The organism is Massilia sp. Bi118 (assembly GCF_918697865.1).
GTDB lineage: Bacteria > Pseudomonadota > Gammaproteobacteria > Burkholderiales > Burkholderiaceae_D > Telluria.
In genome coordinates this window covers 424,955-451,935 of record NZ_CAKKMV010000001.1, presented here as the reverse complement: position 1 = coordinate 451,935, position 26,981 = coordinate 424,955, and the positions used below count along the sequence as shown (strand labels likewise).

Sequence of the window (26,981 nt, the reverse complement as noted above, 5' to 3'; positions counted from 1 at the left end):
AATGGCCGAAGACACTCTTAACGTTAAAACGATGACACAAAGCGTGGGCGGCGCGATGGAAGGGGAATTCCATCTCACGCCTGTGGATACCGAACAGCGGGAAACGGTTTTCATGGCGCCGCCCAATCGGGTCATCCCTATCGTATTCTTGCCGGGTGTCATGGGCAGCAATCTGCGCATGAGCAGGGCAAGAAAAGCAGACCTCAAGAGTAAAGACGATATCGCCTGGCGCCCAGATAATTTAGGCGCCTCCACGTTGCTTACCAATGTACGAAAAACGGCCAATTTAAGCCCTCGGGAACGTCAGATGAAGCTCGATCCTGACGAAACTGAGGTGGACTATTATCGGTATACCGAAGACCAGGGCAGGTTTGATCCAAGCGGGACGCTCACTCAGCAATCCGATACTCGACACAGCAATGTACCGGACATGCTGCAAGACGTTGGCTTGCTGACGAGCGACCACGCGACCATAGGTTTGGATCTATCTAAAAAACATCCGAATGCGGCGACAGCGGCACAAAAAGCTCGTTGGCGCGGCTGGAGTGAACTTTCGTTCGGCGACTACGGCGGGGCATTATCCACACTTGAGGGCAGGCTGAACCGTATCATTAGCTCATTGTACAGGCAGCACGGAGATAAAACAGGCCGCAACCCGCTGGACATGTTCTGGATCTCAAACGAGAATCCTAACGGCCAACTCATATCTGTGACAGGCGCTTCGCCGAAACGATGGGGAGCGCCTAACGCGGCCGTGCTTGAAGAAAAAGAAGCTCTTCGTGTGGCCAACTGTCTATATCCGGTCCATGCAATGGGTTATAACTGGCTCCAAAGCAATGCTGTGTCCGCAAAGAAGACGGCTGCCCGTATCAGGGATCTCATCAAGACATATCAAGCGCATGGCCACAAGTGCGACAAAGTGATTCTGGTTACCCATTCAATGGGTGGCATCCTCGCGCGCGCTCTAATTCATCCTGAAATGGGCGGCTTGAATGATTGCGTTCTAGGGATCTATCACAGCGTACAACCGGTTTACGGTTCTGCAGCAGCATACAAACGCGTCCGCAGCGGAGTAGACGGCCATTCTCCTGCTGCAGCCATCATCGGAAATACGGGGCAGGACGTCACTGCGGTGTTTGCCAATGCACCCGGCCCTCTTGAACTTCTACCAACGCCAGAGTATGGCCAAAACTGGTTGAAAGTCCAAGACCGCGAGGGGAAAACCTTGGCGCAATGGCCAGCAAACGGAGGCCTATCAGGAGCATCCTCCACCACAACCAGCGCGCCGGCGATGAGTGGAGCCCCAACGCCCGACATTTACACGCGGAAACCTGAAAACTGGTGGCGCTTGATTAATCCTGAGTGGATAAACCCAGCAAGGAAGACATTCCGCGAGTCATCAGCTATGAAGTTAGTTAATGACAGAATCGGTGAGGCCCAAGAATTTCACGCCGAAATAAAAAACACGTTTCACGCGCATACGTACGCTAGTTACGCAGCCGACGTAAAAAATCTGACACATGGCAACGTAATTTACAAAATCGAGCCTTTATCCCACGAAGACATTAACGTCAACGCGGCAATTGCAGCCGCAAAAGAGTCACCACTTCTTTGGAGACTGGTAAGTGAGGACGGGACAGGCGACCTGATCGTTTCACTGAAAGACCAGCGCAAGTTTAAATTAAAGCTCCTGCCGCCACAGGATGCGGGAGATGGCACTGTCCCGTCCGACTACTCAGCAGCAAAAGTGAAAGCGACTGTGCATTTTGTCCAAACCGGATATGACCATCAAGGGAGCTATAAGGCGGATGCGGTAAGTGTCTCCATGCTATATGCAATGATAAAAATTGCCAATACCGCCTCAGGATGGAAGACCTGATACGAATATGGCGCACTCTTTCGTCAAGGCCTGGCTCATCAATCCAAAGGACGATGGCATCTCGGCTTAAGTAGTTTTCCAATCTATCAAAAATGACTAATCCCACTCCAAAACCAGAATTAAAAAGCCGACTTATATTCACCGGCCTAGCTGGTTTCATCGCGGCTGTAGGCCTTTACCTCTTTTTTCATCATCAGGCCTATTCTTACGAGGACACTGGCGTGCCAACTCAAACCGAAATGTCGCCCCGATTGAAAAAGTTATTCGCAAGAACTAAAGCGGTCTGCTTCGGCCGGTATGTGCTCGACGTGCCTGAAGAAGCGCACCTCATCTTGGGTTATCAAGAAATGCCAGCGAAAATTATTACGCATGAGAATGCGGCTGGCAAAGAGAAGGAGCTGGTAGAAGCATTTCGTAAGGAGACTCTTATGAAGCGATCAAAAGCGGAATTTTCCGCCTTGGCGGCCGGCCCGGTTCCAAATAGCTTGGTGCAGCGTTATTTCGCAAGTCCTTATCTGAAGTCGGTCGGCGGTGAGGGGATCATAAGTTTCGTCCCCGCAGGTAATCATGTCTTCGAGTTCGGCTGGGGATCTGGAGATGAAGAGAGTGCCGAGAAAATCCTAAGCCAATCGGCTGACATTGCACGTAACCTGCGCGCCCGTGATAACGCGGAAGTACCGAAAGGCCCGGGCGTTTGCATCAACTTGGGCTTCATTGCAGAAACCACCGGAAAATTCCAGGAGATATTCTCGGCTGGAGTTCATTTTCCAAGCCTGCCCGACGTGAGTTTCTCCGTGATGTCAAATAAAAATGCCAGTACCGATGGCCCCAATGGCGTAGGCATCATCGCGCGTCACGAAGCGGCCATGCGGGATCAAGGCGTTGTTTTCCCGACTGATACCGGACTGTCACGTTTGCGCATCGGCAAGCATATCGTTAATGGCTGGAACGGCGAAGAAGTATTGTTGCGACATAATGGAAAAGATGGCGTAATGATCCACGAGTTCATGTGGGAGGTTATCGGAAAGACTGGTGAATTGCGTCACCCTGCAAGTGTCGATATCAATCTCGATACCGGTGTGAATGCAAACACAAAATACGCAACAAAAGGTTCACTGACCGATGACGAAGCCGTAGCCCTCTGGGACAAACTTCTTGCGAGTCTCCATTTTCGGGATTGATAGGCATCGCTTCCGGAATTGAGTTTGGCGCGTGGTCGGAATAATGAAACCGATGCGGGGAGAGTACGAGACATGTCAATGAAAATCATCGTTGTGGGCGATTCCACCGATCACGGCGGCAAGGTGATCAGCGGCTCGCCATCGCATGATGTAGACGGGAATCCCATCGCGCGGCTTGGCGATCAGGTGGACTGCCCGCAGCACTACCCAAGCGGCAAACCACATGGAGTCAACAAGATCGTCACCGCCCACTCCAGCGTAACTGTAGGAGGTACTGCGGTAGCCGTGGAAGGCTGTGTTACTGAATGTGGATGCAAGTTGATCGGTGCGCACCGGGCCAACGTGGGGTGAACGGGTTGGATAACTGTCCAGCCAGCTCACCATGTGAAGTACTTGTGACTGACTCCGGATAAGTTACCATCTCTCCCCTTTGACGTGACTGGTTGTCGCATCTAGCAAGCGTTGCAAGTCATTGATTAACAAAGGTTGCCCACCCCAGCCTAGCGACTCTTAATCCGTTGGTCGCAGGTTCGAGCCGCACGGCCACCAAAGATTTAGCATGAACGCCAGCCGTCGGGATGGCGTTCCTGTCTTCCGCTACATCTCACTTCGCCGTCAACACCTGCGAAGAAACCTGCGCCGCCCTGACCTGCTGCCCCGAGAACGGCAGCACAGCCAGCCGCTTCTGCGAAAACAGCGACAGCTGATCGGCATAGAAGGGCGACGCCGGATCCACCGACTGCCCATACACCAGCAGACCTTTCGCAACCGGCCCCGCGTTATCGAAGCCGACGAGCTGGATGTAGCTCGTGCCCCAGTCGACATTGCGATAGCCCTTCGCCGTCAGCCCCGAGCGCATGTGCAGGGACGAATACGAACCGTCTTCGTCGCCGATGCCGCCATGCAGGCGGTAGAGTTTGTTGTTGCGTTGCTCGGTCTGGTAGTCGCCCAGCTGGCCGAACACCGGCACGCCCACATCCTGCATGGCCGCCGATGCCGCCCGCAGCGCATCCAGCAAGGCCGGCTCCGCGGACGCGGCGACGCCGCTCGGCGTGTTGACCGGGTCGGCCGGATTGAAGGGCGTCGCCCACAGGTCGGGCAGCGCGCGCGCGCGGTTCCAGAACTCACGGAACAGGACGGCGCCGCGGCTGTCGAGGTCCGTCTTTTTGTCCCAGGCCGCCAGCGTTGCGCACGGGACCAGCAGGCGCGCGTCGTTGGCTTTCAGGCAGGCGCGCAGCAGCGAAGGCAGCACCAGCTCGGCCGCGTAGAGCCGGTTCTCGAACATCAGGTCCTGCACGTCGTCGATGCGCAGGAAGCGGCGGTCCGCCAGCATCTCTTCCACCTGCTTGAAGCCGAGGCGCGTGCGCAGCGACTGCTGCTCGCCGACGGCGCCGAACAGCGGCGAGTAGCCGTAGGGCGCCGGACCGACCAGCGGCGCCCTGGCGTTGGTCAGCCAATAGGAATCGTTGGAGTTGCCGACGTAGTCCTGGCGGATGGTCGCGGGGGCGTTGGCCGCGCCGAACACGCCTGCCGGCGCGTCCGCATCCTGGCCCCAGCCGCACTCGCTGCGGGTGCCGTCGAAGGCCAGCAGCGACGGCTCCAGCAGGCAGTCGGACAGGAACTTATCGGTCGTCATGTGGGGCACGACGCTGCCGTCGATGTAGAGCGCATTGCCCTTGCGGTCGGCGGCGACGGTGTTCACCCAGGGCAGCCCTTTCACCGCGTGGATGGCGCTCTGCAGCTGCGTCACGTCGTCGGCCTGGCCCATCTTCAGCCACTGGTCGCCGAGGCGGGTGTTGAAGCGGTTCGCGTCCGCCAGCACGAAGGCGCTGTCGCTGGTCCAGCCGATGCCGGCGTCGGGCAGCACGATCACGGCGCCCTGGTGGCTGAAGAAGAAGGAACGCTGCTTCGTCACCAGCTTGCCGTCCGGCTGCAGCACCTCGACCGAGACGGTGCGCTCGGTCATTTTGCGTGGCGCGCCATCGTAGAAATAGGTGGTGCCGGACGGGTCGGCCGGATCGAGGGCGAGCCGGAAGGTGGTGAAGTGCGAGGCGCTGGTCACCGTATGCGACCACGCGAGATTGCGGTTGAAGCCGATGGTGACGAAGGGCATGCCACCGAGGCTCGCGCCCATCACGTCGTAGCGGCCCGGAACGGTCAGGTGCATCTGGTAGAAGCGGTCCGTGCCGGTCCAGGGATAATGCGGATTGCCGAGCAGGATGCCCTTGCCGTTGCTGCTGACGGCGCTGCCGACCGCCAGCGCGTTGCTGCCCACGCCGGCGGGTATGCCCTTCGGCATCGGCGCCGTTGCGGCGGGCATTGCCCTGGCCAGCGAGACGGGCTCGGCAGGATCGCGCGAGGCGCCGACGATGGCCGCCGCGAACGCCTCGCCGCTTGCGTGCAGCGCTTTTTCGCCGATGAACAGGTAGAGGTCGTCGACGCTGATCGGCTTGACCCAGGCCGCGCCATTGCAGGCCTTCGGCAGCCTGCCCCGCTTGTCGGCGAGGAAGCGGTTATACCCTTCCGCATAGCCGGCCAGCAGGTCCCTGACGTCCTTCGACGCCGCCGCATAGCCGGCGCGAAGCTGTTCCAGGTCGAGATAGCCCTTGAAGAAGAAGTCGCTCTGCTCGTTCGGGAGCTGCATGAACAGGTCGAGGCCGGCGCCATATTCGCCATTCACCGGCGCGGTGGCCGGGGCGGCGCCGCCGAAATAGCGGGATCGTTCGCCGCGTACGGTCAGCAGCGAGTCCGCGAACATGCAGACATTATCCTCTGCATACGCATAGGCCGCGCCATAGCCGAGGCTACGGAAATCGCTGGCCTTGACGTGGACGACGCCGTGGGTCGTACGGGTGATTTCGGTACGCACGTTGGCTGCCGCCGCATAATCCGACAGGGCCAGGGCGCTGAGCAAAGCAACAGTCGAGAGCTTCATGGGACTCCAGAGTCTTGTTGAAAAGAAATTGTGTCTGGAGAATAACAGATTTAATAATTTTCACGCACGTCTATCGTGCGGGCCAAATCCGCGATGCATGAAGCGGAAAATTTCAATGAAAACGCCAACCCGCAGGCTGGCGTTTTTGTTGTCGGCGCCGGCTCGGCGTCATCGTTGCGCCAGTGTCGCGGTCACCACGTAGCGGATGGCCAGGCGCTGGTCAGGCACATAACTCATCGTCATTTCGTCGCCATTGTCGCCGCGGTTGAAGTCCATCGTGACATTGCCGTCACGTGAAACGAATTTGTCCGCCGTGACCGCGACCAGCCGGATCGGCGGCTGCTGGTCGATGCGGGCAACGATGCCTTTGGAGGCCCTTTCCACCTTCATGTGCCAGCCGTTCGACATCGCGTAATAGCCGCGCAGCGATTGGATCTGGTCCTCGCTGAGGCGGACCGGGGCCGTCACCTGCACTGTCGAGATCGGCGCCGTGTCGGGCGGTGGATAATTTCCTGACTGGGCGCCGGCATGGGATGCCAGCAGCAGGGTCGCAGGGACTGCCAATAGTAAGTGACGCATGATCGCTCCTTCGCGAAACAGGTTTGCCGCAATGCTGGCCTCGCCAGCGGCGGTGAACTCAGTGTAGGACGGCGATGCGGGGCCTCAAGGCATTTGCAGGATCCATCACGAAACGGTCTGGGTTCCGGCAAATCCAGACAGATAAGAAATGACGCACGCATCATGGCGCGCTCGATTCAATTTCTTTTAGGAACTTTGAATTGCCTTAAGTCAACAATCAAAGACCTGGTCATCCCTACACTTGGTTCATCAAGTTTCTCAACCACTGAAAGGGAAGCACCATGCGAGCACTTTCCATCTTCCTGGCGGCTGCCGTCCTGCTGACGACGGCGAGCACGGCCCAGGCCGATGCCGGATCGACCCCAGCAAGCCGCGCCACCGCAGAGCAGATGGAGCAGATTACGGGCGCGTACAAGCTCAGCGACGGACGACGTGCCGACATCTTCTTGCTGGGCACACGGCTCTACGTGAAGATTGGACGCGGCCAACAAAAAGAACTCCTATTGGCAGGACCGAATCGCTTTGCCTCCGCCGATGGCAAACTGGCCATCCAGTTCGGCCCCGATCTCGCCAACGACCGCATCGTCCTCGAGCACGATCGCGGCATTCTGCGGCAGGACACGATCCGGCTTGCAGCCAGCGAGCGCCCGGGCCGCGGCGCCGCCGACTGAGCATCGGGTTCAAGAAAGTGACTGGCAAAATACCGCCAAGCCGTTATAATGCCGGCCTTCGGGTCGTTAGCTCAGTTGGTAGAGCAGCGGACTTTTAATCCGTTGGTCGCTGGTTCGAGCCCAGCACGGCCTACCAGAATAAAGAAACGCCAGCCTTCGGGCTGGCGTTTTTGTTTGCGGGACCGATCCCGCCCTCTTCAACGCTGTGCCAGTCTGGCCGTCGTGATCACGACCATCTGCGCCGTGCGCGAACCTGGCACATAGCTCATCAGCATTTCATCGCCCAGCGCGCCGCGGTTGAACTCCATCGCGACATTGCCGTCACGGGTCGCATACCTGTCCCGCGACAGCGCGACGAGCCGGATCGGGGGCTGCTTGTCGATCTGCGCGACGATGCCGTCGGCCGACGGATCCACCTTCATGCGCCAGCCGTTCGACATGGCGTAGGCGCCGCTGATCGCCTCGGCTTCGTAGTCGCGGAACGTGAACGCCGGTGTTTCCGCCATCACCTCCACCCGCAACATCGTCTCGGGCGTGGTCAACGGATAGTCTTGTGTCTGCGCTTGTGTCTGCGCACCTGCGCTTGACGCCAGCAGCAGCAGGGACGCGGGAAGAATCAGTACTCGGGATCGCATGATGGCTCCTTAAAACAGATTGACCGTAAGGCCAGTCTAGAGGGGAGTCCACGGGCCGCAAGCAATTCGGCCCTGGCATCACGAAACCGTCTCACACCGCTGGAGTCTAGATCGATGCGAAATGATACGAATCCGCGGCGCTGCGCGGATTCCCGTATCACGAGCCGCCCATGTCATATGCATGTTTGATAACAAATCGTGACAGTTTTTCCGAACCCGCGCTGCTATCCTGTAAAGGTGCAAGCAACAGGGAGAGGAAACATGAACGCATTCCGGTTCGGACTGGCGGCGGCACTGCTCGCCGCAGGCAGCGCCCGCGCGCAATTGGTGGATCCGGCATCCCAGGCCCGGCTGCAGGCCCGGCCCTCGCCGGAAGCCAGGGCCTTCGCGAAGATGCCCACGCCTTTCGAACGGACCTATATGGTCGACGAAGGCGCCCATCCGTTCACCAAGCTCTTCGATGGCTACCGCAGCGATCCGCGCCTGGTCGCCGGCATCAATCTCAACCGCTACCTGGCGCTCGAAGCCGGCTATGTCGAACGCAAGGACCGCGGCTTCCACGCGATCGACCCGCGCGACCCGCTGGACACGACCGGCGCCCTGGGCACCAAAGGTTTCCACAGCTATGTCGCCCTGAAGGTGGCCGCGCCGATCACCGACGATCTCTCGGCCTATGGCAAAGTGGGACTCTCCCATAGCGAGCGGCGCGGCGCCGACGCCCTCGGCAGGCAGAACAATGTCGTCGGCGGCGCCTATACCGGCATCGGTGCGCAGTACAGGCTGAACGAGAAGGCGTCCGTGAGCGTGGAAAGCCAGAAGTTCGGCAATACCGCCGAGAAGTGGGGCAACGACACCAACGGGAACAAGGTCAACGCCAAGCTGAATCTCGGCTTCTGAACCTCTTACCGTAGAGCGCATCCAAGGGGTATCGACAGCTTACCCCGGAGCGGCCATGCGCATTTTTCTGTGGTTTATTGTCCTGCTGCTGGGCTGTGCCGGCTGCGCCAGCAATGTCTATCCGCGCAAGCCGACCGCCCAGGAAATGGCCAAGGCCGAAGGCCTCTATGGCCTGCAGGACGGCTACCGCGCCCACATCTTCGAGCTCGACAGCCGGCTCTACGTCAGGATCGGCGCCAGCCAGCAGAAGGAACTGCAGCTGGCCGGGCCGGACCATTTTGTATCACAGGCCGGCGACGTCTCGATCCAGTTCCAGCCCGAGGGCGAGGAGGATGACGCCGAGCGGATCGTGGTCGCGTACGCGCGCCCGCCCGGCGGGCATCCGCCGGTGCTGTTCTCGACCGGGCCGCGACCGGGGCGCGGCTTCGTGGATTAGCGGCTTGATGGATCAGTCGATCAGCGCTTCAGCTGCGACAGATCGCGCACCGCGCCGCGGTCCGCCGAGGTGGTCAGCGCAGCGTACGCCTGCAGCGCCTGCGACACCACGCGCTCGCGGCCGAGCGGCTTCCAGGCGTCAACGCCGCGGTCTTCCATCTTCGCGCGGCGGTGCGCCAGCTCCTCGGCCGAGACCCGCAAGTCGATCGTGCGCGCCGGGATGTCGATGTCGATCATGTCGCCCTCTTGCACCAGGCCGATCGCGCCGCCTTCCGCCGCTTCCGGCGAAGCGTGGCCGATCACCAGGCCCGAGGAGCCGCCCGAGAAGCGCCCGTCCGTAAACAGGGCGCAGGCTTTGCCGAGTCCCTTGGACTTGATGTACGAGGTCGGGTACAGCATCTCCTGCATGCCGGGGCCGCCTTTCGGGCCTTCGTAGCGGATGATGACGACGTCGCCGGCCACGACCTGGTCGCCAAGGATGGCCTCGACCGCCGCGTCCTGGCTCTCGAACACGCGCGCCCTGCCGGAGAATTTGAGGATGCTTTCGTCGACGCCGGCGGTCTTCACGATGCAGCCCTTCTCCGCGATGTTCCCGTACAGGACCGCCAGGCCGCCGTCCTGCGAATAGGCGTGGGCCAGGTCGCGGATGCAGCCCTTGGCGCGGTCGATGTCGTTGTCGTCGAAGCGCTCGGCCTGCGAGAACGCCACCTGGGTCGGCACGCCGCCCGGCGCCGCGCGGAACAGCTGGTGCACGGCCGGGTCGTCGCTGCGGCGGATGTCGTATTTCTCGATCGCCTCGGCCAGGCTGGCGCTGTGCACGCTCGGCACCGAGGTGTCGAGCAGGCCGGCGCGCGCCAGTTCGCCGAGGATGGCGACGATGCCGCCGGCGCGGTGCACGTCCTCGATGTGGTACTTGTCCGTCATCGGCGCCACCTTGCACAGGCAGGGCACCTTGCGCGAGATGCGGTCGATGTCGGCCATGGCGAACTCGACGCCGGCTTCGTGGGCCGCGGCCAGCAGGTGCAGCACGGTGTTGGTGGAGCCGCCCATCGCCACGTCCAGCGTCATCGCGTTCTCGAAGGCGGTCTTGGTGGCGATCGAGCGCGGCAGCACCGAATAATCGTCGCCTTCGTAGTGGCGCTTGGCCAGCTCGACGATCAGGCGGCCGGCGCGCAGGAACAGTTCCTTGCGGTCGGCGTGGGTGGCGACGATGGTGCCATTGCCAGGCAGCGACAGGCCCAGCGCCTCGGTCAGGCAGTTCATCGAGTTGGCGGTGAACATGCCCGAGCAGGAGCCGCAGGTCGGGCAGGCCGAGCGCTCGATTTCGGCGACGTCCGCGTCCGACACGGTGCTGTCGCCGGCCTTGATCATGGCGTCGACCAGGTCCAGCTTGATGATCTTCCTGTCGTTGTTGACGGTCTTGATGACCTTGCCCGCTTCCATCGGCCCGCCGGACACGAACACCACCGGGATGTTCAGGCGCATCGCGGCCATCAGCATGCCAGGCGTGATCTTGTCGCAGTTCGAGATGCAGACCATGGCGTCGGCGCAGTGGGCGTTGACCATGTACTCGACGGAGTCGGCAATCAGGTCGCGCGAAGGCAGCGAGTACAGCATGCCGCCGTGGCCCATGGCGATGCCGTCATCGACCGCGATGGTGTTGAATTCCTTGGCGACGCCGCCGGCCGCCTCGATCTCGCGGGCGACCAGCTGGCCGAGGTCCTTCAGGTGCACATGGCCGGGCACGAACTGGGTGAAGGAGTTCACCACCGCGACGATCGGCTTCTCGAAATCGCCGTCCTTCATGCCGGTTGCGCGCCACAGGGCACGGGCGCCCGCCATGTTGCGGCCCTGGGTGGTGGTACGGGAACGGTAAGTCGGCATGATGTCTCCTCTCAAAACACCAGATTGCCGCAGCGCCTGTGATTTGTCTAATATATGATTTATTGCTCAGTGATTCTTTTTGCATATCACAGTCGAGCTGGCGTTTCTTTCCCGCACGAAAGGCCTTGGCCGGATGCTGCCGAGCCGCTATAATGCTCGCCGTCGGGTCGTTAGCTCAGTTGGTAGAGCAGCGGACTTTTAATCCGTTGGTCGCTGGTTCGAGCCCAGCACGGCCTACCACGAACAAGCAGTAGAAAAAAGGCTTCCATCAGGAAGCCTTTTTTTCGTCCAGCGATCAGCGATCAGCGCTCAGGGCAGCTTGTTGAGCGATTCGACAGCATCGATCAAGCCAAAGCCATCGTAGAGGCTCCATACCTTGGTCGCCGAACCACCCGAGAACGGCACCACGCGCGCCGGCGCGGCCGTTTGCATGATCGACTTGACCTGCTTCGGCGTGAGCGAGTTAGGCCCGCCCGCTTTCTGCAGCATCAGCGCAGCCACGCCCGCCGCATGCGGTGCAGCGGCGCTGGTGCCAAAGAAGTTTGGACGGCCGTTGCCTTCGTAATCCGAACCTGGGTAAAAGAAGGTCGTGTCACCACCATCGGGTGCGGCCATGTCGGGCTTCTTGCGCGTTTCCGGCACGGCCAGGCGATTGCCGGCTGCATCGAAATAGATGCTCGATGGCCCTGGGCTGCTGAAGCCCTCGAGACCCGGCTTGTATGGCATGATCGAGGGATTCAGCACCGTGTAGCGGTAGGCTGCGACACTGTTGGCATTCACCGCCGCGTTATGCCCGAAGGTGGTGGGACTGTTCGACGCAGTCAGGGCCGAGCCACCCCAGCCGTCGAGATTCACCAGGCGCACGCGCGTCGCTTTCTTGGTGCCGGCACTGGTGCGTCCGACCATGATGCGGTAAGTACCCGACGCACCGCCCGACAAGCCGATGATTTCGGCCGCGTAGTCGTTGGTGATATTGTTTGTAGCGAAGGTGAACACGCAATTGCCGGCGCTATTGAACAGGTAGAAGTTCAAGTCCGTCGTGACCTTGCCCTGATAAAACAAATCATCCCACTGCATGATGAAAGTCGAACCGGCGCCGTTGTAGGTTACAGGCAGTGCATAGACGCCGCTGCCGAAATTGAGCCAGCCGCCGCCTACGTTGGCCTTGGTGCTGCCGGAGGCTGGAGAACTGCTACAGGTGGCGATGCTTGCCAAGTTGATGTTGCCAAGACTGGTCGGCGCGGTGGAGAAGGTCGCGTTCGGCACGTCGATCGAGCCGCCGCCGCCGGCGCCGCCCTGGTTGCCGGCCGAAGAGAAGTAGCTGACCTTTTTACCTGGCAGGGTGCTGCTCGTCACCACGTCATTGACGGCCTGGGCTACTTGACCGTCGGAAAAGAATGGCTCGTCATAGTAGAACACGTCATCGACGATGATGTCGGCATTACAGGCCGGGTTAGTGCGCAAGGCGCGGATGTTGGCGGCAAACGCCGACTCCCCTGCAAATGCGGTCGCGAAGCACTGGTCCGCCATCGGCGCGACATCCTGCACGATCTGCATCATCGCGCGGCCCTCGTCGGTATTCGACGGATCCGCACCGATGTCGATCACCAGTTTCGGGGGCCGCAGGTCGCCGCTTGCGATGTCGGTGGCAGCGCGGGTCGTGGTAAAACCGAGGGGTGAGGCGTCATACGAATCGGACAGCACGCCGACCGTGATGCCGGACCCATTGTAGCCGCTGGCGTTGGCAACATCCGAGCGCAGCACCTTGGCGCCCTGGGAGGTGGTAGCCCCCACGTTCCTGGCGGGCCGCAGCGACATCTTCATGAGTCTCAGGCCGCTGCTTGCCGCGAGTACCTCGAGCTGCTCCACCGGCACATAGGCCGATACCGCGCCATTCTGGAAGTAGGGATCGACGCCGGTGACGACGGCGCCGTTGGCCTTGAGGCGCTCGACAATCACCGCGATCGGCTCGCTACCGTCCAGATGGATGTCGACCAGCACCCGGCCGGCGGCGTCAAGCATACCGTCGAAACGGGCGGTCGGCTGATCGGCCGATTGCGCCAGGCGCGCCCCCGGCTTGGCAACGCTGGCCGCCTTTTTCGCCGCGACCAGGTCGGCAAGGCGGCTGTCGAGCTGGCCCGCGTAGGCGGTCGAAAAAGCCGACAGCAAGAGCACCATCAACGGTGCCAATGACACTTTTTTCATGGTTGATCCCAATTCTAAAATTGATGGCAGGGTGGTTTACGCAGGACGGCGAGCGGCGCGACGGCGGCTGGCGCGCAAGGCGCCCAGGCCCAATGCCGCGAGTGCCAGCGAGGCCGGCTCCGGTACATCGGCTTGCGGACCCGCGTAGGCGCCGCTGAGCTGGATTTCATAGGCATCGCCTTCGCTGGTCACGCTGATCCAGTTCGACAGGGCATCTGCACCGCCCATCCCGGTCGGTCCGACCTGGTCCTGGCCGATCAGGTTGCCGAAAATGGCGCCGGATGCACTGACCGGCGTGTAACCCGCGCCGGCGATCGCCAGGTAGTAATAGTCGGAAGTGGCCGAGGTATACCCGATGGTCGAGGTCGGTCCAACGTTCGGATCGTCGTCATTGGCAACCACGCCAAGGCCGGCGCTGTTGAACAGGAACAGGCTGGTATCGAAATTGTTATACGCGAAAGATGAGAGCGTGGTCGTCGCAGAGAATCCGCTGCCCGCTTTCAGATAGATGCGGAAGATGTCGGCATAGTCGTCGCCGCTGGAAGTCAGAAGCGTTCCACGGATGGCGTCGATGGCGCCGCTGCCTGCGCTCGTTTGCGCCGTCGTCGTCAATTTTCCAGCGTCGCCGATCTCGGTGATCAGCGCTGCATGGGCGCTGTTGCCGAAAGCGAGAACCATCGTACTGGCCAGGGCCAGCAAGGAAATACGGATTGTTTTCATTTTCATCTTGTTTCCCAGTTTTGAAGAGTGGAACGACCATTGCAAGTCCAGGACTGCGCAGATTTACACGCATAAACTGTTCCAGCGCGCATCCAGAATCCATGCAGCGCGGCAAGATGCTGATTTTCAACGATATTATTTTTTTACGAAAATGACGCCAATTCATTTGTGAAGAAAATGTAAAGTCCGTCGACATCGATCCTATTAAATTCGGGTAAAGTCCTCCCTTTCTGCATGTCAAGCCTCTCTGCAATGCCCCAGACCATCCTCGCCTCCGTCCACCACGAACTCATCATCAAGAAGAGCCGCTTCATCGCCTGCGTGCAGCCGATGCCGGACCGCGCCGGCGCGCAGCAGGTCGTGGCGCGGCTGCGTGGCGAGCATCCCGGCGCCGCCCACGTGTGCTGGTCCCTGCTGGCAGGCGGGCAGTCGGCCGCTGTCGACGATGGCGAACCGAGCGGCACCGCAGGACGGCCGATGCTGGACGTGCTGCGCCACCAGGACCTCGAAGGCGTGCTGGCCACCGTGGTGCGCTACTTCGGCGGCGTCAAGCTAGGCGCCGGCGGGCTGGTGCGCGCCTACACCGACAGCGTGGCCCAGGCCCTGTTGAAAGCGGAAAAAATCGCGATCATCCGCCAGCGCACCCTGCGCTGCGCCGTACCCTACCCGCTCGAGGGCCTGCTGCGGCGCGAGCTGGAACTGGCCGGCGCCACGCTGGAACAGGTGGAACACGAACAGGACGTGCGCTTCACCTTCAGCCTGCCGGATGACAGGGCCGATGCCCTGGTGGCGCGCCTGAGCGATGCCGGCAGCGGCCGCGTCGTCTGGATCGGCGAATAATCGTGGCGAGCTCGGCAGAAAAACGCTGATACCGCTATCATCCCGGGCTATACCGGTCATCACCACTCGAAAGCGGACTCCCCAGCCGTGCAGGGCTATAGTGACCGCCCTTCCCCGTAACAAGAAAAGACTGCAGTGATCAAGAAAAGCCTGGCCCCACTGGCCCTCGGCGGTTTCGGCATTGGCATGACGGAATTCGTCATGATGGGTATCCTCCCCGACATCGCCACCGGCCTGAACATTTCCATCCCCCAAGCGGGTTATTTGATTTCGGCCTACGCCGTCGGCGTGGTGGTCGGCGCCCCGACCCTGGTCAGCATGCTCGGCCACCGTCCGCCGCGCGGCGTGCTGGTCTGGTTCATGCTGATGTTTGCCGCCTTCAACGCGCTGTCGGCCTTCGCCCCCAACTTCCACACGATGATGCTGTTCCGCTTCCTGGCGGGCCTGCCGCACGGCGCCTTCTTCGGCGTCGGCGCCGTGGTCGCCACCCGCCTTGCGGACAAGGGCAAGGAAGCGGCGGCGCTGGCCAGCATGTTCTCCGGCCTCACCATCGCCAACGTGGTCGGGGTGCCGGCCGGCACCTGGCTGGGTCACCACATGAGCTGGCGCCTGGTGTTCCTGATCGTCGCCGCGATCGGCCTGGCGGCCGCCCTGATGACGCAAAAGGTCATTCCCTATTTCGAGGGCAAGCAGCGCGCCGGCCTGGCCCAGGACCTGCGCATCTTCCGCAACCCCAAGCTGTGGCTGGCGCTGGGCATCACCTCGATCGGCACTGGCGGCCTGTTCGCCTGGCTCAGCTACATCGCGCCGCTGCTGACCGAGGTCACGCACTTCCACGCCGACATGATCCCGCTGATCATGACCGTGGTCGGGGTCGGCATGACGGCCGGCGTGCAGTTCGGCGGCAAGCTGGCCGACCGCGTGCATCCGCTGCGTGCGATCCAGATCCTGCTGGCTTCGATGATCGTGCTGCTGCTCCTGAACGCGGTGCTGGCGTCCTCGCAGGTCGCGATGGTGATGCTGGCGTTCGGGGTCGGCGCGAATGCGCTGGCGCTGGGGCCGTCGATCCAGATGCTGCTGATCGAACACTCGCGCGAAGCCGAGATGCTGGGCTCCTCGCTGGGCCAGTCCGGCTTCAATATCGGCAATGCGTTGGGCGCCTTCCTCGGCGGCATTCCGCTGATCCTGGGATTTTCCTATGCTTCGCCGCAGTGGGTTGCCGCCGGCCTGGCCGGCGCCGGTCTGGTGCTGGCGCTTGCGATGCAGGCCCACGCGCGCCGTGGCGTGCGCGTGCTGGCCTGAGTGATCGCCTGAACTCAGCGCCTCAGACTCAGCGCCTCAGACCAGGACCGCCTGCTCCATCGAAGCGCCGAGCTCGGCAGCTTCCAGGATGATCGCCTGCAGGGTCGCCGCGTCGACCACGCCCTCGTCCGGCACAGGCGCGACGGCGCCCAGCGGCGAGGGCATCCTGGCATACAGGTTGGCCAGCAGCAGCGTATCGAGCAGCGACGCCGGCGGCGTGTGCAGCTCGGCGCCGCGCAGCTCGAACACGGCATGGGCCACCGGTTCCGGCAGGAACAGGCGGCGCCCGACTTCGCGCGTGACTACGTCCTCGCACAGCTCGCCCCAGCGCTCCTCGTCGTCATCGAGCAGGCCCGGGAATTCGCCGGCGCGCAATAAAAGATAGAAGGCGCCGATCTCGTGGACGATGCCGGCGAACATCGCGGTGTCCGGATTGACGAAGGTGAGCCGGCGCGCGAACACCTGGGCCAGGGAAGCCACCTGCACGGTGTGCTCCCACAGCTGCTCGGCCTTGACGCGCAGGACCGGATCCTGGATGCAATTGCCGAACTGGCGCACCACCAGGCTGGCCACCAGCATCTGCAGGTTGCGGTAGCCGACCCGGGTGACCGCCGCACGCACATTGGTGATCGGCTGGTTGCCGGCATTGAAGGCGGACGAATTGGCCAGCGCCACCGTGCGCGCCGCCAGCTGCGGCTCGCCCAGCACCAGCCGGATCGCCTCTCCGAGATGGCAATCGGGATCGTTCAGAGCCTGCTGCAGGCGCAGCACGGCGTTGACGCTGGTGGGAAAGGAAATATCGCCGCGCGCTGCCTGGGCCGCGATGATTCCGAAGGCTTCTAGTCTGTTCACCTGAACGATTATATCCTGCAAAAAAGACGGCCGACTGTGGCAAGCCGGCCGAAAAATGGCAGAAATCGGATGCGCCCTGGTGGACGCCTGGTAAGTGCTTACTTGACCTTGATCGCGCTCTTCACGCTGCTCACGCCGTCGACACCCTTGGCGACCTTGACCGCCTTGTCGGCCTCGGCCTTCGAATTCACGAAGCCGCTCAGCATCACGACGCCCTTCTCGGTCTCGACATGGATGCCCAGCGATTCCAGGTCCGGCTCCTTGACCAGGCCGGCCTTTACCTTGGTGGTGATGGCGGTATCGGAAGCGGCCAGTTTAGTCTTGGAGGCGGCGTCCCTGGTCTTGTCGCCGGCATTGTCCATCGCGTTTTCGGTTTTTTGCGCGGAGACGGCAGCGGTATCGCGGGTCTTGTCGCCGGCGCGGTCCATCGCGTTTTCGGTTTTCTGGGCGACTGTTGCGCCGACTTCCCTGGTCTTTTCGACGGCGGCTTTCGCGACTTCTTTGGTCTTCTCTACAGCGGTGGCGGCCACGGCCCTGGTCTTGTCGGCGGCGGTAGCGGCAACTTCCCTGGTCTTCGCGGCAGCGGTCGAGGTGGCGGCTGCGGCCTTGTCGCCGGCGCGGTCGGCGGCGTTCTCGGTGCGGTTGGCGATCTCGCCCGCGTTGTCCTTCACCGTGGACGGCTTGGTCTGCACCAGGCAGCCGGTCCGGCTGTCGCCCTGGGCGCACTTGTCGGCGGCGGTCGACTTGTCGGTGCTGCTGACCAGGCCGCTATCCGAGCCCGTGGCGCCGGCGGCGCTGGCGCCGGTCGCGGTGGCGCCGGACTTGGCATCGGCCAGGGCGGCGGTGTGCACCGACTTGGCGTTGTTCATGCAGTCGTCCTTGTCGGCGCCGCTCTTGCCGCCGCACCTGGCCTTGGCCAGGTCATACTCGGCGTCGGCCATGTTGCTGCGCGCCTTGGCGCGGCTGGTGGCGGTGTTGTTGTACTTGGCCAGGGCGTCGGCTTCGGTACGGGTGCGGGCCAGCCTGGCCTCGGCCATGCACACATCCTTGTCGTTGCCGTTCATGCTGCCGCACTTCGCGGTCGCCGCCTTGTAGTCGGCGGCGGCCTTCTGGGTGACGGCGCGGTAGCTGGCCGGATCGTGGTTGAGTGCAAAGGTGGGAGCGGCGAAAGCGGCGCCGGCGGCCGTCGCGAGCAAAGTCGCAATCAGCGTTTTCATATCGGTAGCCCTTGTAATCGGTTGTTTTAATACAGACGATTAGACGCCTGCCTGAACCGGCTATCTGTGCGACACCGTACAATTGCCGAAAAAACCATAATTACCGGGCAGACCGGCATCAATCGTCCTTGACCAGGCCATCCTTCCACAGCCTGGCCGCATCCTCGAAAGGCTGGCCGGCCGCGCCGAAACGGCCGCCGTCCGCGGCCAGCTTCACCCACACCCGGGTATCGTGGCCGCTGCGCGCCACCGGTTGCACGGCGCGCAGTTTGTCCAGCCAGGCGTGCACGCGCGCGTAGTCGCCGGGATGGCTGTGGCGGGTCCAGGCCAGCGCCACCAGATCGGCATAGCCTTCCTCGCGGCGCATCTCGCGCATTTCTTTCGATGCCGCCAGCAGCGAGGGATCGGCCGAGGTTTCCTCGCCCACTTCGACGAAGCCGGCCGGCAGCGCATGCCAGGCGCCCTGGGCGTAGCGCCAGCAATGCGCGATTTCGTGCGCCGCCATCGCCTCGATCAGCTCACCCTGCTCGGCCGGGGTCACACCGGCCAGCTGCTTCTCCGCATCCGGATTGCCGCGCAGGGAAATCACCAGCTTGCAGCGCCCGCCATCGAAGCCCATCGCCAGCGGCACATCGTCCGGCCCGGCCTGAGGCTGGACCACGATGTCGATCGGCAGCGGCAAGCCGCGCGCGTATTCGAGGACGGGATAGGCGGCCACCAGCCAGCGTTTTTCGAGCGCGGTGAGGTCGGACGAGGCGGCGCTCGCAGCGCCGGCAGCCAGGAAGGCCGCGGAGAACACCGCGGCTTTGATGAGAGACTTGATCATCGAGGATTTCCCGATTGGATAGATAACATGCCTATCAGCAATTCTATCCTTCGGGAAACCCTGCAGTGGATTATTTTTTACTGGATGTTTAAAAGGGCAAACTTACCAGAAGTACAAATTATTCAGCTCGTCGTTTCCGCGTCTCTATTTCGTGGCAAACCGCTAACGCTTGCAACTGCGCGCAAAACTTGGGTCCCCGCCTGCGCGGGGACGACGTTGTTCGAGTGCGGTGCTTATCGAGCGGATGCCGCAGTCAGCTTGGCCGCAGTAGTAAACGCCGGCCGGATATCGTTCGGCACCGCCTTCATCTTGTCCAGCGCCTTCTGCACGTCCGGGCGGATCACCACGTACTGCTTCATCAGCGCCTGCGCGCGCGCATAATCGCCGGTCGCCTCGATGGTCAGGAATTCGCGGTCGAGGTCGGCCACGGCGCCCTTGATCTTGTTGAAGTCCACCGAGAAGGTGCCGTCCCCGTGCGACACGAAGCCGCCCTTGTCGAGCAGGTAGTTGACCTGGATGGCCATGCCGCGCGCATGCGAGTCGGTCAGGCCGAAGTGCAGGGTGCGGAAGGCCGATGCCAGGAAGGTGTTGTAGAGCTTGCGCTCGGCGGCGGCGCCCTGCCCCAGCGAGGATTTCAGCTGGCCCTTGTCCATCATGTAGCCGAGCGCCCACAGGCCCGTCACGTCGGCCTTGGCTTCCTCGATGGTCGAGTAGGCGTCCTTCAGGTCCTGGCGCGGCGTCGACGGCTTGCCGTTCTGGGTGGTCGCGTGCGGGCCCAGGCCGTGCATGATCTCGTGCGCCAGGATGTGGGTGAAGAAGGAATCGAAGTCGAGGTCCTTCTGGTCGCTTGGCCTCAGCACCAGCTTCGTGATCGGCTTGAGCGTCGACTCGAACTTCGCTTCCTGCACGTTCTTCAGCATCACGCGCTTGGAACCGCGCTTGCTGATGATGCGCTCGTCGTTCGGCAGGTTGTAGGCGGCGGTCTGCACGCCCATGTTGCCGTCGCCGGCGCCATATACCTGGTTCACCACCACCATCGGCGCGATCGCCCCGACCTTCGGATTGCGGTACTTCGAATCGAGCGGCAGGTTGTTCTCCAGCTCCTGCATGTGCTTGCCGAAGAAGTTCAGCTTCTCGGTCTCCTTCGCATCGCGCACGTTCACATAGGCCTCGAAGGCGGCCTTGTAGCCGAACAGCTCGTCGTTATAGGTCTCGTAGGGGCCGATGGTGACGTCGACCGGCGAATCTAGGTCCATCCACGCAAAATCCGAGGCCAGGTAGTCGTTGGACAGGAAGGCGTCTGCACGCAGGTTCAGGAATTTCTTCAGCGAGGCGTTGTCGGTGGCGCTAGCGGCTTCCTTCAACAGCTTCGACAGTTGCTGCAGCTCGGTGGCGTATTCGTCCGAGTAGTTCACGCTGGTGAACTGCTGCTTGCCCTTGCCGTCCTTGGTGCGCTTGATAACGGTGAAGAACCATTGCGCCTGCTCCTTGTCCTTCGGGGACAGGCTGTTCATCCAGGTTTCGAGCTCCTGCTTGCTCGCCCCTTCCGGATAGAAGTTGGCGCCCAGCGGTTTCTCGGCCGGGATCTGGATGCCGCCGAAGCTCGCCGGCATGAAGGAATGGTTACCGTCGATGATGGACCACGGGCCCTTGTTCAGCCAGAAGTAGTCGCGCCGCGCCTTGCCGAGCGGCGTCGTGTCCTTCTGCAGCGCGGCCCACAGCGCCTCGTTGCCGGACCAGCGCTGGCGCAGCTGCAGGGTGTCGACGATCTTCGCGGCTTCGATCAGTTTTTCGATGGCGACGCGGTCGCCTTTCGAGAGCTTGCTGGTGTCGGCGGTCAGGTCGACCGGGGCGAAGCGCTTGGCCATGGTGGTCAGTTCGGTGACCGTGGCGGGGGCCGGGGCGGCGGCATGGGCGATCGTCATGGCGCCGGCGGCCAGCAGGGCGGCGGCTAGCGGGGTAAGCAGGTTTTTCATGGTGAGTGTCTGTCTCCAGGATTTGTTGTAGGCGCCGATTGTAACGAAAAACGCCGCAGGTCCTTTCGGAATCTGCGGCGTTCTGCTGGCGCTGGGGCCGATCAGTTGCGCTTGTTTCGGCGGCGGCGCAGGCCTGCAATCAGCCCCAAGCCCAGTGTCAGGCTGGCCAGGGTTGCCGGCTCCGGTACATCGGACACCCGGTCCAGCCCATCGGCCTTGGTGAAGCTGGCAAATTGCTGGCTGCCGTACTTGAACTGCGTCTGGACCGCGCCGTCGCAGCAGCCTTCGATGCCATAGATCGTCAGGGTGTGATTTCCCACGCCCAGGTTGAACGAAGCCTGCAGAATCTGCGAAGCGTTGGCGTAACTGCCTGACCACCACATATTGTTCGACTTGAAATCGACCGCCTGACCGTCGATGAACAGCGCACTGCCATAATCGAAGTCGACGCCGGCGCGGAAATCCCAGTTGCCGGCCTGGGCCGCGGTCACGCCGAAATCGATCGTCGATTTCCAGGCGAAATCACTATAGGCGCCCAGCGACCAGGAGCTGCGTACATTGTCGTAGGAGTCCAGGGTGGCGCTGCCATAGCCGGGTCCGGTGTTTTTCAGGTCGGATTCGACCACGCTGCGATAGGCTTCGGCGCTAGACTGCGAACCCGTGCTGCGCTGGCCGGTTTGCACCGAAATGAGACTGGCGTTGGCGTTGAGGGTGGCGCAGGCCAACAGTACTGCACAGAGTGTCGTGGACGTTTTCATTTGTCAGATTAATAATATATGTTGATAAATGTCAATATAACACCCTACTCTGCATAGTCGTGTATTTACCGTCTTGAAATCGGTAAATTAATCAATTTGTGGTGGCAGAACAACAATATTGCCCGGTTTTCACTATTTAAATCGTCGTATTTCTGACTTTCTCCATTGTGTTCAAGCTTCACTAGCCCATATACGGCGCACGAACACTCTCAAGCCGCTGAGGAGAATGCCTTGAAACGCCTGTTTGCACTCTGGCGCATGGTTGCGGGTCAGGACCTGCGTCTACTTTGGTTCGCTGTCCGGCATGAGCAGCGTCCGCCCTGGCTCTTGCCCGCGCTGGCCGGGCTGGCGCTGTTCGCCATCGAGCCGGCGAATTTTGCGCTTCCCATGCTGGGTGCGGTCGACGAATTTGTGCTGGTCCCGCTGGCCCTGCACGGCTTGGTGAAAATGCTGCCCTTGCAGGTACGCGAGGCCTTTGCGGGCGGCTGGCGTCGCCGGGGTTGAGGGCTTTCGCCGGTTGATCGCATTTTCAACATCTGCAGCTTGTGAGCGCTTGCGTCAGAACGGCTGTTGGGAAGGCGTACCCGGCACCGCAAAATGATGCCAGGCACGGCGCAACTGGGTATCTGAACTGAACCCGGCGGCCGCCGCTGCCTGGGTCACGCTGTCGCCCGAGGCCAGCGCCACCTGCGCCACGGCCAGCCGGATGCGGCGCAAATACTGCAAGGGCGCGATCTGCGCATAGTCGACGAACAGGCGGGTCAGATGGCGCGGCGATGTGTGGGCGACCGCCGCCATGGCAGGCACCGACCATTCCGCCTGCGGCGACCGGTTGATGGCATCTTGCACCCGATGCAGCACCGGGTGCAGGTGGTTGCGGTACGCGAGAAAAGGCGACAGTTCGGGATCGTGTGGACCGCGCCGCAGCGCCACCACCATCGTTTGCGCGACCTGGGCCGCCAGCGCTGGCCCGCAAATGGCCTCGATGCGGTGCAGGATCAGGTCGATCCCGGTGGTGACGCCAGCGCTGCTATAGACCGGACTATCTTCGACGAATACCCGGTTGCGGACCACCTCGCATGCCGGTGCGATGCGCTGCAATTCATCCAGGTGGTGGTGATGGGTGGTGGCGCGCCGCCCCGCAAGCAGGCCGGCATGGGCGGCAAGGACGGCGCCGGCGCAAATGGTGATCAGTTCGAGCCGCCCCGGCGCAAGCTGCAGCGGACGCAGCCAGTCAAGCAGCGCGCGCGTATCGGGCGCGTCCACGGCTATCGTGCTGCCAGTCTGCCCTACCAGCACGACCCAGGTGGCATGCGGCGCGAGCGCTGCCGGCAGCGCTTCGAGACCGGCCAGCCGAACGCCGACCGAGGTGCTCGACTCGGAACGCGACGCGGCAAAACGCAGCGCGAAGGGCGCCGCTTTGCCATGCTCGCGCATCAGCCCATTCGCGGTGCGCAGGGCCTCGGCCGGGCCGGCCCAATCCAGAAGCAGGCTGCCCGGCAGCAGCATGAAGATCACGTCGATCATGCCGCCCGCGCCAGGGCTTCTTCGACCGTGCACACGGTGGCGAAACGTCCGTGTAGGACCGTGGCCGTGCGTGCCTTGACGTCGGCCGCGCTCAAGGGGCTGCCGTCCGGCTGCTGCATGTCGAAGGTGAGTGTGGCGTCAAGAACGTAATCGATGGCCCAGCCCAAATCGGATGCGTGGCGCGCCGTCGTCTCGCAGCACTGCTCGGTTCGAATGCCGCTGACGATCAGGCGTCCAATCCCGTTCTCGGTAAGCCAGACCTCGAGTCCCGTACCCACCAGCGCACTGTGGCGGCGCTTCAGCACGCTAATGGCAGGCGTGAATGCGCGCAAGCCGCGCAGGGGCGCGACGTGCCCGGACTCGAGCGCAAACGGATTGTCCGATTGCGCCGGGCCGTCCGTGTGCAGGACCCGGACGATGGGGATACCGCGTTCCTCGCAGCCGGCGACAAGGCTATTCTGCGCCTCTAGAAAAGCCTCCGCGCCCCGTTCGGTGAAATACGGACGGTGGCGGAAGGATTCCTGGACATCGATCACAATCAGACAGGTTTTCATGGAGAAGCTCCCGAGGTGGTGAAGTATGGGCGCCTATTTTCTCCGTGCGTCTTTGTTTGCGCCGCTCGCTGGCGGACCAGTTTCGATCATTTCAGGACATGCTTGGCATCCAGCGGCGTGCCGATGTACTTCATCACCAGCCCCTTCGGTCCCACCGCCCAGCCGTTCGAGGGCGAAGCAAAACCCACCGTATTCATCGGCGTCTTGTCCAGTACCGTCCAGCTCTTGCCGGCATCGAGCGAATACCCCGACCCCGCCAGTCCCGCAGCCACCAAGGCACGTGGCGCCCCGGGCACCGGCGCCACCACCGACATGTAACCCGCAGGCTGGATCGACACCGGCGTCCAGGTGGCGCCGCCATCCGAGGTCGCCGCGCCATTGATGCCGGCCATCTGCGTCTCCTTATAGTCGCCGCCCGCCGCGAAGCCCTCCTTCGCATTCAGGAAGGCGACCGAGAACACGCCGCGCGCCGCCGCGCCGGCCGGGATCGGCGTCGAGGCGGGGCGCCAGGTCTTGCCGCGGTCGGCCGAGTGGAACACGCGCGAGGTGGCGCTGCCGCCGGTGGCGATCCAGGCCTCGTTCGATCCGGCCACGGTCAGGCAGGTGCCGCTGGCCGCGAAGGCGCCTTCGTTCGGCATCGCTTCCAGCCCCTTGGCCGCAACCTCGCGCCAGTTGGCGCCGCCGTCGCTGGTCGTATAGACCTGGAAGCTGCCCTTGACCGGGTCGCCGAACAGGATGCCGTTGTCCTTGTCCCAGAATGCCATCGCGTCCCAGAAGCCCTCCGCCACCTGGTTGGTGGCCATGAGCTTCCAAGTAGCGCCGCCGTCGGAGGTAGCGTAGATGCGCGAGGCCGCGCCCGGTCCCGCGCCCATCACGATGGCGGTCTTTGCATCGATGGCGTGGATGTCGCGGAAGTCGATCTTGTCGGCGTCCGGCACCTGCATCGCCTGCCAGTGCGCGCCGTCGACGGTGCGCAGGACCGTGCCCTTGGCGCCGCTGGCCCAGGCGACGGTGCTGCTGACGACGGACAGGCCGCGCAGCTCGGCCGTGGTGCCGCTGGGGGTGGGTTGCCAGACCTGGACCATGGTGGTCGCGGAAGCGGCGGTAGCGGACAGCAGAGCGGCGATCAGGAGGGAGCGTGCGAACATGGCTGGGGTATGGCCTCAAGGGGCCTTCAGAGTGTAGGTTCGGACATTATAATGAGGTCCTTTTCCCGCATTCAGAAACGAATACCATGGCCACCACCCTGACCTACGAAGCCTTCCTCGACGAAGTGACGACCCTGCTCACCGAAATGTACGACATGGAAGATGAAGCCGCCATCAAGCTGGTGATGCAGGCGCAGGACGCCGAGCATTTCGTCATCCACGACGACAAGCCGGAACTGCGCACGCTGGAGCAGGCGAAGGCGGAAGCCGTGGCCTTGTACACCGCGAAGCAGAACCGCGTGCAGACGCAGCAGAAGCAGCAGAAACGCGTGGCGGTGAAGAAGCGCCCGTAAGTCGCGTCGTGTAGGAACTTGGATTCCCGCCTGCGCGGGAATGACGGCTTACAGCTAACTCGTCATTCCCGCGCAGGCGGGAATCCAAGTTGATTTTTACTGATTAATTACCAGCCTTGGCAATCGTCGCCTCGGCCGCACCCTGCGTCCATCCCCCACCCAGCGCACGCGCCACCGACACCGCCGCCAGCAGGCGCTGGGTACGGATCTGCGCCGCCGCGCGGTCGGCCGCCAGCGTGCTGCGCTGGGCGTCGGTGACGTCGAGGTAGGTCGAGACGCCGCGGTCGTAGCGCGCCTGCGCCACCAGCAGCGCGCGGGCTGCGGCTTGCTGGGCTTGGGACTGCACCTCGCCCTGCTGCTGGCGCTGCTGCACGTCCGACAGCGCATCTTCCACTTCACGCAGCGCCGTCAGCAGGCGGGCTTCGTGGTTGGCGACGGCTTCGTCGTACCTGGCCTGGGCCAGCTTCAGGTTGGCGCGGTTGCGGCCGGCGTCGAAGATCGGCAGCGACAGGGCCAGCGGACCGAAGGAGAACTGGCGCGCGCTGCCCTGGGCCAGGTTGCGCAGGTTTTCCGAGGCATAGCCGTAGTTGCCGGTCAGGGACAGCGCCGGATAGAAGGCGCCCTGCGCCACGCCGACCTGGGCGTTGAAGGCCTGCAGGTTGGCCACGCTGCCAGCCAGGTCCGGACGCTGGCCCAGCAGGCTGGCCGGCAGGCCGACCGGGATGGCCGGCGGCTGCGGCAAGACGGCGTCTTGTGCGGCGGCGACCACCGGCGCGCTCGGCGATGCGCCCACCAGCACGGCCAGCGCGTGTTCCAGCGTGTTGCGCTGGCGCTGGGCTTCATGCAGGTCGGCCTCGGCGTTGGCGCGTTCGATGCGGGTGCGCGAGACGTCCAGTTCGTTCGACAGGCCGGCGTTGAAGCGCGCTTCGATCAGTTCCTGCGATTCGCGGCGGGTCGCCAGCGCGTTGCGCAGGATCGCCAGCTCGGCGTCGAGGCCGCGCAGCTGCCAGTAAGTGGTCGCCACCTGGCTCGACAGCATCAGCAGCACGCCGTCGCGGTCGTCCTGGGCCGCCAGGGCCTGGGCATCGGCCGCTTCGACGATACGGCGCACGCGGCCCCACAGGTCCAGCTCCCACGAGAAGTTCGCACCCACCGAATAGTTGTTGCCTTCGATCGAACGGTGGCCCAGCGCCAGGCCCTGCGAGGTCTCGGCCGAGGTGCGCGAGTTCGACACGCCGGCGGACACGCCCACCGATGGCAGCTGGCCGGCGCGCACCACGCCAAGCTGGGCCTGTGCCTGCACCAGGCGCTGCGCGGCGGCGCGCACGTTCGGGTTGTCGTGCAGCGCACGCTGCTCGAGGGTGTTCAGGGTCTGGTCGCCGAACACGGTCCACCAGTCGGCCGGCAGGCGCGCAGTGTCGTTTGCCTGCGTGGCCGGCGCGTGGCGGTAAGCCGCGGTTTCGGCGCCTTGCGGGGCCTTGAAGTCGGCGCCGATGGTGCCGCAGGCGGAGAGCAGCGCGGCGACGGCCGCGGCGATGGCGGTGTGGATGACAGGCTTGAACATAGTATTTTTCATTGATAGTTATCCTCAACCTCGTCGTTCCCGC

The 26,981-nt window shown here is 62.8% G+C and carries 25 protein-coding genes and 2 tRNA genes; 12 read left to right on the top strand and 15 right to left on the bottom strand.

Annotated elements, in window-relative coordinates:
• The first annotated feature begins 1 nt into the window (after window position 1).
• The 3 genes from LQV39_RS01980 (at window position 2) to LQV39_RS01970 (ending at window position 3,411) form a co-directional block, all read left to right on the top strand.
• Window positions 2-1,879: a triacylglycerol lipase gene (locus LQV39_RS01980; RefSeq protein WP_230019941.1), complete on the top strand. Its 1,878-nt coding sequence runs from the start codon at window positions 2-4 to the stop codon at window positions 1,877-1,879.
• Between the two features lie 92 nt (window positions 1,880-1,971).
• Window positions 1,972-3,060 (top strand): T6SS immunity protein Tli4 family protein, encoded by a 1,089-nt coding sequence (locus LQV39_RS01975; RefSeq protein ID WP_230019940.1) that lies wholly within the window; start codon window positions 1,972-1,974, stop codon window positions 3,058-3,060.
• 72 nt (window positions 3,061-3,132) lie between these two features.
• Window positions 3,133-3,411 carry a PAAR domain-containing protein gene (locus LQV39_RS01970; RefSeq protein ID WP_230019939.1) on the top strand — a complete coding sequence of 93 codons (279 nt, stop codon included), beginning with the start codon at window positions 3,133-3,135 and terminating at the stop codon, window positions 3,409-3,411.
• Between the two features lie 253 nt (window positions 3,412-3,664).
• Here the strand turns inward: LQV39_RS01970 and LQV39_RS01965 are convergent, their stop codons facing one another.
• Window positions 3,665-5,995: a penicillin acylase family protein gene (locus LQV39_RS01965; RefSeq protein WP_230019938.1), complete on the bottom strand. Its 2,331-nt coding sequence runs from the start codon at window positions 5,993-5,995 to the stop codon at window positions 3,665-3,667.
• Between the two features lie 168 nt (window positions 5,996-6,163).
• Window positions 6,164-6,574, bottom strand: a complete 411-nt coding sequence (locus LQV39_RS01960) for a hypothetical protein (RefSeq protein WP_230019937.1) — start codon at window positions 6,572-6,574, stop codon at window positions 6,164-6,166.
• A 281-nt stretch (window positions 6,575-6,855) separates the two neighbouring features.
• Between LQV39_RS01960 and LQV39_RS01955 the strand changes: the two genes are divergently transcribed.
• Window positions 6,856-7,245, top strand: coding sequence for a hypothetical protein (locus LQV39_RS01955; RefSeq protein WP_230019936.1), 390 nt, complete (start codon window positions 6,856-6,858; stop codon window positions 7,243-7,245).
• Window positions 7,246-7,305: 60 nt separating this feature from the next.
• Window positions 7,306-7,381: transfer RNA gene (locus LQV39_RS01950), tRNA-Lys, on the top strand.
• A 61-nt stretch (window positions 7,382-7,442) separates the two neighbouring features.
• Here the strand turns inward: LQV39_RS01950 and LQV39_RS01945 are convergent.
• The gene (locus LQV39_RS01945; RefSeq protein ID WP_230019935.1) at window positions 7,443-7,880 is read right to left on the bottom strand and encodes a hypothetical protein; all 438 of its coding nucleotides are present in this window, start codon (window positions 7,878-7,880) and stop codon (window positions 7,443-7,445) included.
• Between the two features lie 261 nt (window positions 7,881-8,141).
• On the opposite strand from LQV39_RS01945, the gene LQV39_RS01940 reads away from it, so the two are divergent.
• Both LQV39_RS01940 and LQV39_RS01935 read left to right on the top strand, forming a co-directional pair.
• The gene (locus LQV39_RS01940; protein ID WP_230019934.1) at window positions 8,142-8,777 is read left to right on the top strand and encodes an outer membrane beta-barrel protein; all 636 of its coding nucleotides are present in this window, start codon (window positions 8,142-8,144) and stop codon (window positions 8,775-8,777) included.
• Between the two features lie 55 nt (window positions 8,778-8,832).
• Window positions 8,833-9,213 (top strand): hypothetical protein, encoded by a 381-nt coding sequence (locus LQV39_RS01935; RefSeq protein WP_230019933.1) that lies wholly within the window; start codon window positions 8,833-8,835, stop codon window positions 9,211-9,213.
• A gap of 20 nt (window positions 9,214-9,233) precedes the next feature.
• Here the strand turns inward: LQV39_RS01935 and ilvD are convergent, their stop codons facing one another.
• Window positions 9,234-11,096 carry a dihydroxy-acid dehydratase gene (ilvD, locus tag LQV39_RS01930; RefSeq protein WP_230019932.1) on the bottom strand — a complete coding sequence of 621 codons (1,863 nt, stop codon included), beginning with the start codon at window positions 11,094-11,096 and terminating at the stop codon, window positions 9,234-9,236.
• A gap of 164 nt (window positions 11,097-11,260) precedes the next feature.
• Here ilvD and LQV39_RS01925 point away from each other — a divergent pair.
• Window positions 11,261-11,336: transfer RNA gene (locus tag LQV39_RS01925), tRNA-Lys, on the top strand.
• Window positions 11,337-11,405: 69 nt separating this feature from the next.
• Here the strand turns inward: LQV39_RS01925 and LQV39_RS01920 are convergent.
• Window positions 11,406-13,301 carry a S8 family serine peptidase gene (locus LQV39_RS01920; RefSeq protein WP_230019931.1) on the bottom strand — a complete coding sequence of 632 codons (1,896 nt, stop codon included), beginning with the start codon at window positions 13,299-13,301 and terminating at the stop codon, window positions 11,406-11,408.
• 36 nt (window positions 13,302-13,337) lie between these two features.
• Complete coding sequence (locus LQV39_RS01915) at window positions 13,338-14,027, bottom strand: PEP-CTERM sorting domain-containing protein (protein WP_230019930.1); 690 nt, start codon at window positions 14,025-14,027, stop codon at window positions 13,338-13,340.
• Window positions 14,028-14,273: 246 nt separating this feature from the next.
• Here LQV39_RS01915 and LQV39_RS01910 point away from each other — a divergent pair, with 246 nt between their 5' ends.
• Together LQV39_RS01910 and LQV39_RS01905 are read left to right on the top strand one after the other, a co-directional pair.
• Entirely contained in the window at window positions 14,274-14,861 is a 588-nt protein-coding gene (locus tag LQV39_RS01910) for a YigZ family protein (RefSeq protein WP_230019929.1), read from the top strand.
• A gap of 135 nt (window positions 14,862-14,996) precedes the next feature.
• On the top strand, window positions 14,997-16,163 hold the full coding sequence (locus LQV39_RS01905) for an MFS transporter (RefSeq protein ID WP_230019928.1): 1,167 nt from the start codon (window positions 14,997-14,999) through the stop codon (window positions 16,161-16,163).
• Between the two features lie 36 nt (window positions 16,164-16,199).
• Here the strand turns inward: LQV39_RS01905 and LQV39_RS01900 are convergent, their stop codons facing one another.
• The 5 genes from LQV39_RS01900 to LQV39_RS01880 form a co-directional block, all read right to left on the bottom strand.
• On the bottom strand, window positions 16,200-17,015 hold the full coding sequence (locus LQV39_RS01900; RefSeq protein WP_230019927.1) for an HDOD domain-containing protein: 816 nt from the start codon (window positions 17,013-17,015) through the stop codon (window positions 16,200-16,202).
• 98 nt (window positions 17,016-17,113) lie between these two features.
• Complete coding sequence (locus LQV39_RS01895) at window positions 17,114-18,232, bottom strand: BON domain-containing protein (RefSeq protein ID WP_230019926.1); 1,119 nt, start codon at window positions 18,230-18,232, stop codon at window positions 17,114-17,116.
• A gap of 118 nt (window positions 18,233-18,350) precedes the next feature.
• The gene (locus tag LQV39_RS01890) at window positions 18,351-19,058 is read right to left on the bottom strand and encodes a hypothetical protein (RefSeq protein ID WP_230019925.1); all 708 of its coding nucleotides are present in this window, start codon (window positions 19,056-19,058) and stop codon (window positions 18,351-18,353) included.
• A gap of 233 nt (window positions 19,059-19,291) precedes the next feature.
• Entirely contained in the window at window positions 19,292-21,034 is a 1,743-nt protein-coding gene (locus LQV39_RS01885) for a hypothetical protein (protein ID WP_230019924.1), read from the bottom strand.
• Window positions 21,035-21,135: 101 nt separating this feature from the next.
• Entirely contained in the window at window positions 21,136-21,759 is a 624-nt protein-coding gene (locus tag LQV39_RS01880) for a CCXG family PEP-CTERM protein (RefSeq protein ID WP_230019923.1), read from the bottom strand.
• 264 nt (window positions 21,760-22,023) lie between these two features.
• On the opposite strand from LQV39_RS01880, the gene LQV39_RS01875 reads away from it, so the two are divergent.
• Window positions 22,024-22,296, top strand: a complete 273-nt coding sequence (locus LQV39_RS01875) for a hypothetical protein (RefSeq protein ID WP_230019922.1) — start codon at window positions 22,024-22,026, stop codon at window positions 22,294-22,296.
• Window positions 22,297-22,350: 54 nt separating this feature from the next.
• On the opposite strand, the gene LQV39_RS01870 is transcribed toward LQV39_RS01875, so the two are convergent.
• The 3 genes from LQV39_RS01870 to LQV39_RS01860 form a co-directional block, all read right to left on the bottom strand.
• Entirely contained in the window at window positions 22,351-23,319 is a 969-nt protein-coding gene (locus tag LQV39_RS01870) for a GlxA family transcriptional regulator (RefSeq protein WP_230019921.1), read from the bottom strand.
• Complete coding sequence (locus LQV39_RS01865; RefSeq protein WP_230019920.1) at window positions 23,316-23,873, bottom strand: isochorismatase family protein; 558 nt, start codon at window positions 23,871-23,873, stop codon at window positions 23,316-23,318. Before LQV39_RS01865 ends, LQV39_RS01870 begins: the two co-directional genes overlap by 4 nt.
• An 86-nt stretch (window positions 23,874-23,959) precedes the next feature.
• On the bottom strand, window positions 23,960-25,021 hold the full coding sequence (locus LQV39_RS01860; RefSeq protein ID WP_230019919.1) for a hypothetical protein: 1,062 nt from the start codon (window positions 25,019-25,021) through the stop codon (window positions 23,960-23,962).
• Window positions 25,022-25,107: 86 nt separating this feature from the next.
• On the opposite strand from LQV39_RS01860, the gene LQV39_RS01855 reads away from it, so the two are divergent.
• Window positions 25,108-25,374, top strand: a complete 267-nt coding sequence (locus LQV39_RS01855) for a hypothetical protein (protein ID WP_230019918.1) — start codon at window positions 25,108-25,110, stop codon at window positions 25,372-25,374.
• A gap of 103 nt (window positions 25,375-25,477) precedes the next feature.
• On the opposite strand, the gene LQV39_RS01850 is transcribed toward LQV39_RS01855, so the two are convergent.
• A complete protein-coding gene (locus LQV39_RS01850; RefSeq protein ID WP_374199399.1) occupies window positions 25,478-26,938 on the bottom strand; it encodes an efflux transporter outer membrane subunit in 1,461 nt (486 codons plus the stop codon).
• Between the last annotated feature and the right edge of the window lie 43 nt (window positions 26,939-26,981).

Excerpts from the sequence above, each read along its gene's own strand:
- LQV39_RS01980 (WP_230019941.1), top strand. The coding sequence starts at position 2 with ATGGCCGAAGACACTCTTAACGTTAAAACGATGACACAAAGCGTGGGC.
- LQV39_RS01975 (WP_230019940.1), top strand. The coding sequence starts at position 1,972 with ATGACTAATCCCACTCCAAAACCAGAATTAAAAAGCCGACTTATATTC.
- LQV39_RS01970 (WP_230019939.1), top strand. The coding sequence starts at position 3,133 with ATGTCAATGAAAATCATCGTTGTGGGCGATTCCACCGATCACGGCGGC.
- LQV39_RS01965 (WP_230019938.1), bottom strand. The coding sequence starts at position 5,995 with ATGAAGCTCTCGACTGTTGCTTTGCTCAGCGCCCTGGCCCTGTCGGAT.
- LQV39_RS01960 (WP_230019937.1), bottom strand. The coding sequence starts at position 6,574 with ATGCGTCACTTACTATTGGCAGTCCCTGCGACCCTGCTGCTGGCATCC.
- LQV39_RS01955 (WP_230019936.1), top strand. The coding sequence starts at position 6,856 with ATGCGAGCACTTTCCATCTTCCTGGCGGCTGCCGTCCTGCTGACGACG.
- LQV39_RS01945 (WP_230019935.1), bottom strand. The coding sequence starts at position 7,880 with ATGCGATCCCGAGTACTGATTCTTCCCGCGTCCCTGCTGCTGCTGGCG.
- LQV39_RS01940 (WP_230019934.1), top strand. The coding sequence starts at position 8,142 with ATGAACGCATTCCGGTTCGGACTGGCGGCGGCACTGCTCGCCGCAGGC.
- LQV39_RS01935 (WP_230019933.1), top strand. The coding sequence starts at position 8,833 with ATGCGCATTTTTCTGTGGTTTATTGTCCTGCTGCTGGGCTGTGCCGGC.
- ilvD (WP_230019932.1), bottom strand. The coding sequence starts at position 11,096 with ATGCCGACTTACCGTTCCCGTACCACCACCCAGGGCCGCAACATGGCG.
- LQV39_RS01920 (WP_230019931.1), bottom strand. The coding sequence starts at position 13,301 with ATGAAAAAAGTGTCATTGGCACCGTTGATGGTGCTCTTGCTGTCGGCT.
- LQV39_RS01915 (WP_230019930.1), bottom strand. The coding sequence starts at position 14,027 with ATGAAAATGAAAACAATCCGTATTTCCTTGCTGGCCCTGGCCAGTACG.
- LQV39_RS01910 (WP_230019929.1), top strand. The coding sequence starts at position 14,274 with ATGCCCCAGACCATCCTCGCCTCCGTCCACCACGAACTCATCATCAAG.
- LQV39_RS01895 (WP_230019926.1), bottom strand. The coding sequence starts at position 18,232 with ATGAAAACGCTGATTGCGACTTTGCTCGCGACGGCCGCCGGCGCCGCT.
- LQV39_RS01890 (WP_230019925.1), bottom strand. The coding sequence starts at position 19,058 with ATGATCAAGTCTCTCATCAAAGCCGCGGTGTTCTCCGCGGCCTTCCTG.
- LQV39_RS01885 (WP_230019924.1), bottom strand. The coding sequence starts at position 21,034 with ATGAAAAACCTGCTTACCCCGCTAGCCGCCGCCCTGCTGGCCGCCGGC.
- LQV39_RS01870 (WP_230019921.1), bottom strand. The coding sequence starts at position 23,319 with ATGATCGACGTGATCTTCATGCTGCTGCCGGGCAGCCTGCTTCTGGAT.
- LQV39_RS01865 (WP_230019920.1), bottom strand. The coding sequence starts at position 23,873 with ATGAAAACCTGTCTGATTGTGATCGATGTCCAGGAATCCTTCCGCCAC.
- LQV39_RS01860 (WP_230019919.1), bottom strand. The coding sequence starts at position 25,021 with ATGTTCGCACGCTCCCTCCTGATCGCCGCTCTGCTGTCCGCTACCGCC.
- LQV39_RS01855 (WP_230019918.1), top strand. The coding sequence starts at position 25,108 with ATGGCCACCACCCTGACCTACGAAGCCTTCCTCGACGAAGTGACGACC.
- LQV39_RS01850 (WP_374199399.1), bottom strand. The coding sequence starts at position 26,938 with ATGTTCAAGCCTGTCATCCACACCGCCATCGCCGCGGCCGTCGCCGCG.